This window comes from Ramlibacter sp. AN1133 (genome assembly GCF_037890035.1).
Taxonomy (GTDB): Bacteria; Pseudomonadota; Gammaproteobacteria; order Burkholderiales; family Burkholderiaceae_C; genus Ramlibacter.
Genome location: NZ_JBBKTQ010000028.1, coordinates 66,993 through 73,424, shown reverse-complemented (window position 1 = coordinate 73,424; position 6,432 = coordinate 66,993). Strand labels below are relative to the sequence as shown.

Genomic DNA, 6,432 nt, shown 5'->3' with positions numbered 1-6,432 from the left:
TGCGCAGGACGACCCCACGAGCCCCATCGCCGGCATGCCGGTGCTGGAGGTGTGGAAGGCCAAGACCTCGATCGTCATGAAGCGCAGCATGGCCTCGGGCTATGCCGGCGTGGACAACCCGCTGTTCTACAAGGACAACAACCGCATGCTGTTCGGCGACGCCAAGAAGATGCTCGACGAGCTGCTGGCGGCGCTGAAGACCTAGGAATTCGCGTTGACCAGCCATCGGTAGCAGTCTGCGAAATTCCCTTTGTCACGGATCTCACGTGGAGCCAGCACCATGAACGAACGCCCGATGCTGAGGATTTCGTCGGCGGACCTCGAGAACCTGCTGGGCACCCTCGAGGTGAGCTTTGTCAAGCTCACGGAATGTCTGGTGAGCCGCGGCTACAGCCTGGAACTGAGTGGCGCGAATGCGCCAGGAATCCACTACAACCTCGCTGGCGTCGGCCGCGCCGTGATTGGGAAGCACGATCCGATACCACTGATGCCCCATACGCTGATCGTGGTGCCCCCCAATTCAGCGTGGCGGATCGAGGTCGAAGGCAGCAATGGATTCACCGGCTTGAGGACGGTTGACGGCAAGTCGCCGACGGCGGACCCTGACAATGTGCGCCGCGTCGTCGCAGGCGACGATCCATCCCTCCTGCTGGTGTGCGGGTACTTCCACGCAAGCTATGGCGCGTCCACCGACCTTTTCGGCGGCCTGACAGAACCCATTACGGAGCAGTTCGACGCGACGGACCAGGTCGACGCCAAGCTGCAGGCGGCGGTGGCCGAATTGGTCGCTCAGGAAGTCGGCAGCAAGGCGATGAGCGCCGCCCTGCTGAAGCAGGTCATCGTCTTGCTCCTGCGCCGGTCGCTCGCATCCATGAACGCATGGGTCGAGCGCTTCTCGGTACTCAGCGACCCCCTGGTGGCCCGGGCCTTTGCAGCGATGGCGCTGCGCCCCGGGGACGACCATTCTCTCCACAGCCTGGCCCACCTGGCCTGTCTTAGCCGATCTGCGTTCGTGGCTCGCTTCACGGCCATCGTCGGAAAGGCCCCGATGCAGGTCCTTCGCGAGCTTCGGCTGCGGCAGGCAATGGATCAACTCAAGGCGAGCAGCCTCCCGATCGAACACATCGCGAGCAGCGCGGGATATGCCAGCCGCAGCAGTTTCATCAAGGCGTTCCGAAAATGCTACGGGATGGACCCCTCGCAAGTGCGTCGCAACAATGCGACGCAACGGCTTCAGTCCGACTAGGTCGACCGACTGCACCCGCTGATGCCGGCCTCCACGCGTACCGCTCCAGGCGTGACTCTTGGCCCGCGATCCGAGCTCGGTTGCCGGGGCAGGCTCAATTCCGCTCTGAAGGGTGCGTTTCCCGGACGGCGGGACACATTCACCCTCGAACTTCGCAGTGCCGTTCGACAACAATCGTCCAGGGACATGACTGCAGCCTTGGCTCCGGATCGATCCGCCCGCGCAACCTGCCGACTCCACAGCTCGCTCGATGGGCGCGGAGTCGCGCCACAAACCTTGCAATTCGTCCGATGCGAAATCCCCCTTCCTCCGCGCTCACGGTGGCCCGGCCAGCAAACGCGCCTGCCGCGTTCCTGAATGATGTACTCAGCGGATTGGCAGGAACACAAAAGGCCATCCCTCCGCGCTGGTTCTATGACGAAGTGGGCTCGAGGCTCTTCGAGGACATCACTCGCCTGCCTGAGTACTACCCCACCAGATGCGAGCGCCAGATTCTTGCGAAGGAGATGGAGCGCATCGTCCAGCTTCTGGGCCGCAGCCGGGTGCTGGTTGAATTCGGGGCTGGCTCCGCCAGCAAGACGGCGGAGTTGCTCAAGCACGCGTCGGTCGCGGAGTACATCGCAATCGACATCTCGGGGGACTTCCTGCGCCAGTCGGTGGACGCTCTCAAAGACCGGTTTCCGCACATTCCGATGCATGCTGTGGAGGCGGACTTTCTGCAGCCGCTGGAACTGCCGGCCAGTGTGCGTCAGCGCGGCGCGGCGGGCTTCTTTCCGGGTTCGACCCTGGGCAATCTGAGCGAGGCTGCAGCAGTGGATCTCCTTCGGGGTTTCGGCGAAGCGCTGGGGCCTGACGCCGCGCTGCTATTGGGTGTGGACCTTCTGAAACACGAATCCATCCTCTTGCCTGCCTATGACGATTCGCGGGGCATCACGGCGGCCTTCAACCTCAACGTCCTGCACCGGGTGAACCGCGAACTCCAGGGCAACATCCCGGTATGCGCGTTCGAGCACGAAGTGCGCTGGAACGAGCGCCTCTCCCGCATCGAGATGCATCTGCGCGCGGCCAGGGACATGCGATTTCGCATTGCCGACCGCTGCTTCTCGATCCAAGCGGGCGAGACCATCCACACCGAGAACAGCTACAAGTACACCGCCCGCGACATCCGACTCTTGCTGCGAGCCGGAGGGTGGAACGTCACCGGCCAATGGACCGATGCGAACGGCTACTTTGCGGTGCTTGCTGCTGAACGCATAGCGCTGACCTGCGCCCGGGACTAGCACGGGATGAGTTCGCGCTGCGGCGGTGTCGTCGAGATCCTCCCCGATAGCCTGAGCCACACCGCTGCGCGCGTCCCTGGATGCGTTGCCAGCGCAGGGATGCGCGCTTCACCGAAGTCGCTTCGTGCGGACCGCGCCTGCGCGTCCATGCTCTCTGTCCTCGCGTCTCGCAAATGATCTCCTGCATCCGTTTAGCCTCGCACTCCATTTCACCAATCAGCGGGACCCGTTAGATTGAGTCTGAGGGCGGTGCACGCTCGCCACGGGCATGAAATGGGACGAGGCCGGGCGGCGCACCGCAGACTTTGCAACCCACCCAAAGGAGCGCTAGAGATGCCTTCCAACACAAAGCAGCGGGTCGTCGCCGAGCCGCGTCGGATCTTCCTCGCTGGCTGCGGCCAGGTCATTGCAGGCCTGGGCCTCGTGGGCGGATCCGCTGCAGCAACAGCAGCTGCCTCGAACGGCAGTTCGAAGGACGCGTCCATGGACGTGTCCGTCATGCAAGTTGCTCTGGCCCTGGAGCACGAAGGCATCGCCGCCTACCGGCTCGCCGCCGGGAGCGGGCTGCTCAAGGCCGGAACCCTCAAGCTGGCGCACGTGTTCATGGGGCACCATGAACAACACAGGGATTCTTTGGCGGCGCTCATCTCCAAGGCTGGCGGCAAGCCTGTCCAGGCGCAATCGGACGAGCAGTACGTGAAGGCGCTCAACCTCGGCTCGCTCAAGACCGAAGAGGACGTGGTCGCCCTCGCCACGAAGCTGGAGCAGGGCGCGGCGAGCGCGTACGTCGGCCAGGTCGCGGCCCTGCACGACCGCAAGCTGGCGCAGCTTTTCAGCAATCTCGCTGCCGACGAAGCGGTGCACTGGACGACTCTGAACAACGCCCAAGGCCTGGGGATCCGGTCCAAGGCCTACCTGTTCGGGTAAGAGCCATGCAGCGCAGCCCAGTGCGGGGGTTCGTCTCTGCTTTGCCTCTACTCATCGCCGTCGGGCTCGTTCCCGGTTCGGTCTGGGCACAAGGCGTGCCGCCATCAAGTGCTGGCGCGACACTGTTCGAGTCCAAGTGCCTGGCGTGCCACTCTCTGGAGGCAAATCGCATCGGGCCGATGTTGCGCGGAGTGGTGGGTCGCAAGGTGGCGTCGGCAGCCGGCTACGAATATTCCGATGCGCTCCGACGCGTCAAGGGCCAGTGGGATGCTGCACGCCTGGAGAAGTGGCTTCAGGATCCGCAGTCCGTCGCCGCCGGCACAAGGATGGCGTTCTCGCTGCCCTCGGCTGCCGAGCGCAAAGCCGTGATCCAGTACCTGGCTTCGACCGGTGCGACCGGAAGGTAGCCGTCGCTTGATGCGGCATCTGCATAGCATCCATGCGCTTGCGGTGGATGCTCCTGGCAACACAGATTCCGGGAGTATCCGGCCGCCTCGGTCGGGCCTTGCGCCTGCTTCGGCGCAGGGCGCCCGCCGGCACCGCGGCAAATGGCAGGCGAGTGCGCCCCGCGTTCAAGCGTCCTCCCCTCTACGTCCGAACGGCGCTGTAGGCGGTGCCCTGCACCGTCGGATGCAGATGGCGGCCGTGGCCGATACGCCAGCGTGGCGCGGCAGATTCCGGGCGGAAAGAAGGCCTGCAAAAAGATGGAGATTCAGCGTAGGAACCGGCGATGGAGCAAGGCGACGACAATCCTCAGGCCGCATTCACGGGCCGCTTACGCGGGGGAGCCACCATTGGAATGGCCTCCGCCGATCACCCCATTCTGAGGATACCGGCCGCGGACCTGGACGCCCTCATGAGCACCATCCAAGTCCGCCAGACGGAACTGGAGGAATGCACCTTGCGCAATGAACGGCGCCTGCAGCCATGCGACGACTCCCTGACCCGCCTGTACTACGGGATATCCGGTTCTGGATCGCTCACGACGCCGCAGGGACTTTCCATTGCCATCGCACCGAACACCCTGGTCGTGATTCCGCCGGCTGACAAATCGCCGGGTCCGCCCCAGGCCGTTCGTGCGGGCTGTGCCACCTTGACGGGGCGCGCTCGAATCCTGTGCGGTCGTTTCCACGCAGCGTTCGGTGGCGTCGTTGACATGTTCGGCGGGCTTTCGACGCCCATCGTGGAGCGTTTTCCGGGAGACGAGGACCTGCAGACCGCGCTGGAATCTGCCGTGGGAGAGCTGCAAGGGCAGCAGCCTGGGAGTGTGGCGATGGCGTCGCTGCACATGAAACTGGCCATCGTGCTCTTGCTGCGGCGCTCGCTCACTTCATCATCTCCGTGGGTTGAGCGATTCGCCATTCTGAGAGACCATCGAATCGCCAAGGCGTTCGCGGAGATGACGGCCCGGCCGGGCGCCGCGCATACGGTGGACAGCCTGGCGAGAGTGGCCTGCCTGGGCAGGTCCACCTTCATGGCCCGCTTCTACGAGCTGGTGGGCCGTGCGCCAATGAGCGTGCTCAGGGACTTGCGCATGCGTCAGGCGGCGGAGCAACTCCGCGTCACCGAAATATCCATTGGGCAGATCGGGCAATCTGCCGGCTACGCCAACAACAGCGGCTTCATCCGTGCATTTCGCAAGGCCTACGGAATGGAGCCGCGAGAGTACCGCGGACAGGCCGCCTCCCCCGGCGCCGATCTGCCGAAGCTCCTGAGCGACACCGAAACTCCGACAAAAGAAAGCCGATCATGTTGAGCAAGACCTCTTTGCGGGCAGTCCTTACGAAGCTTCAGGCAGCGCAGCTGCGGCAGTCGCGGGCCGCCTACGCCGCCTATCTGGCCGGCGCCGCACGCGACCGAAGCGAACCCACCGACCACGACCAGGCGTCACAAGCGTTGGGAAACGCTGAACTCGCAGAGTTCTTCGAAGGGCCGACGCGCACCTACGAGGCCGGGTTGAAGCGACTTCAAGCCATCGACTTTGGACCGAAATCGCGCGTTCAAGAGGGAGCCGCTGTGCAGCTCGATGGCCGATGGTATGTGGTGGGGGTCGCGACCCAGGCGTTTGAGTGCGACGGCTTGACGTACATGGGCATCTCCACCGAAGCGCCGATCTACGAGGCGCTGGAAGGCGCGGTCGCGGGGGATACCGTGGAGTACGGGGGACGAGTGTTGAGGGTGCAGAACGTGGCCTGAGTTGAGGGAGGCAGGCAGGCGCTGGCCGCACGCGGACGCCAAGACTAGGTGCCCCCGTAGCGCTCGGTCTTGACAGAGTCGGCAGCCATCCCGAGCCGGACGAGTGCTGTTGCGACGGTTTCCACGAAATCAGTGGCGCCGCACACAAAGCACGCGAGGCCCCGCAGGTCGGTTTGCTGGGCGAAGATCTCGGTGAGCATGTCCGTGTCGATGCGTCGGTCGAAGTCGCCTCGGCGGCGCGCTGGCTCCCGGGTCGTGATGGCGACAAAGGACAGGGTGCTGTCCTTTTCCGCCAATTCTTCGAGTTCCGCCGCGAAGGCCATGTGCTGCCAACTGCGCGCGCTGTAGAGGAGCAGCGCCGGTGCCGCGGGATGTGGAGCGAGTGAACGATGTCTCACCATCGACATCAGAGGAGCGATACCCGAACCTCCGGCAACCAGCACGAGGGGTCGGCGGTCCGAGGGCGCCCAAGTGAAATGGTTGCCGATGGGACCTCTGATCTCGAGGACGTCTCCTGGCTGCAATTCGTCGGCCAGGAAAGGCGACACCTCCCCTTCAGGCAGGCGCTCGATGAGCAGCTCCAACTCGAGGCTGCCTGGAATGGAGGTGAGCGAGTAGCTGCGTCGGGCTTCGTACCCGTCTTCGGCGACAAGGCGGACATCGACATGCTGGCCTGCCAGGTAGTCGCCGACCGTGTTCTCTAGAACAAGGGTGATGGAGCTCGGCGTGCAGGCGCGTTTTGCGCGCACTTTCGTCTGCAGCCAGGCTAGCTTCTTGGTCACG

General features: G+C 64.3%; 8 protein-coding genes. 7 read left to right on the top strand and 1 reads right to left on the bottom strand.

Translation table 11 applies throughout. The features are described 5' to 3' along the window. From WG923_RS26190 to WG923_RS26160, 7 genes are all read left to right on the top strand, one after another. Positions 1 to 205 (top strand): NAD(P)(+) transhydrogenase (Re/Si-specific) subunit beta (locus WG923_RS26190; RefSeq protein ID WP_340353966.1); only part of this gene is annotated, 205 nt, incomplete at its 5' end. A gap of 75 nt (positions 206 to 280) precedes the next feature. After that, entirely contained in the window at positions 281 to 1,246 is a 966-nt protein-coding gene (locus tag WG923_RS26185; protein ID WP_340353965.1) for an AraC family transcriptional regulator, read from the top strand. A 290-nt stretch (positions 1,247 to 1,536) separates the two neighbouring features. Continuing rightward, the gene (gene egtD / locus WG923_RS26180; protein ID WP_340353964.1) at positions 1,537 to 2,526 is read left to right on the top strand and encodes an L-histidine N(alpha)-methyltransferase; all 990 of its coding nucleotides are present in this window, start codon (positions 1,537 to 1,539) and stop codon (positions 2,524 to 2,526) included. Positions 2,527 to 3,009: 483 nt separating this feature from the next. Further along, positions 3,010 to 3,453 carry a DUF4439 domain-containing protein gene (locus WG923_RS26175; RefSeq protein WP_340353963.1) on the top strand — a complete coding sequence of 148 codons (444 nt, stop codon included), beginning with the start codon at positions 3,010 to 3,012 and terminating at the stop codon, positions 3,451 to 3,453. 5 nt (positions 3,454 to 3,458) lie between these two features. Then, on the top strand, positions 3,459 to 3,860 hold the full coding sequence (locus WG923_RS26170; protein ID WP_340353962.1) for a c-type cytochrome: 402 nt from the start codon (positions 3,459 to 3,461) through the stop codon (positions 3,858 to 3,860). 323 nt (positions 3,861 to 4,183) lie between these two features. Continuing rightward, complete coding sequence (locus WG923_RS26165; protein WP_340353961.1) at positions 4,184 to 5,209, top strand: helix-turn-helix transcriptional regulator; 1,026 nt, start codon at positions 4,184 to 4,186, stop codon at positions 5,207 to 5,209. Then, entirely contained in the window at positions 5,203 to 5,649 is a 447-nt protein-coding gene (locus WG923_RS26160) for a hypothetical protein (protein ID WP_340353960.1), read from the top strand. The genes WG923_RS26165 and WG923_RS26160 overlap by 7 nt, the downstream gene beginning before the upstream one ends. A gap of 44 nt (positions 5,650 to 5,693) precedes the next feature. Here WG923_RS26160 and WG923_RS26155 read toward each other — a convergent pair whose 3' ends face one another. Then, on the bottom strand, positions 5,694 to 6,431 hold the full coding sequence (locus WG923_RS26155) for an FAD-binding oxidoreductase (protein WP_340353959.1): 738 nt from the start codon (positions 6,429 to 6,431) through the stop codon (positions 5,694 to 5,696). Position 6,432: the final 1 nt, after the last annotated feature.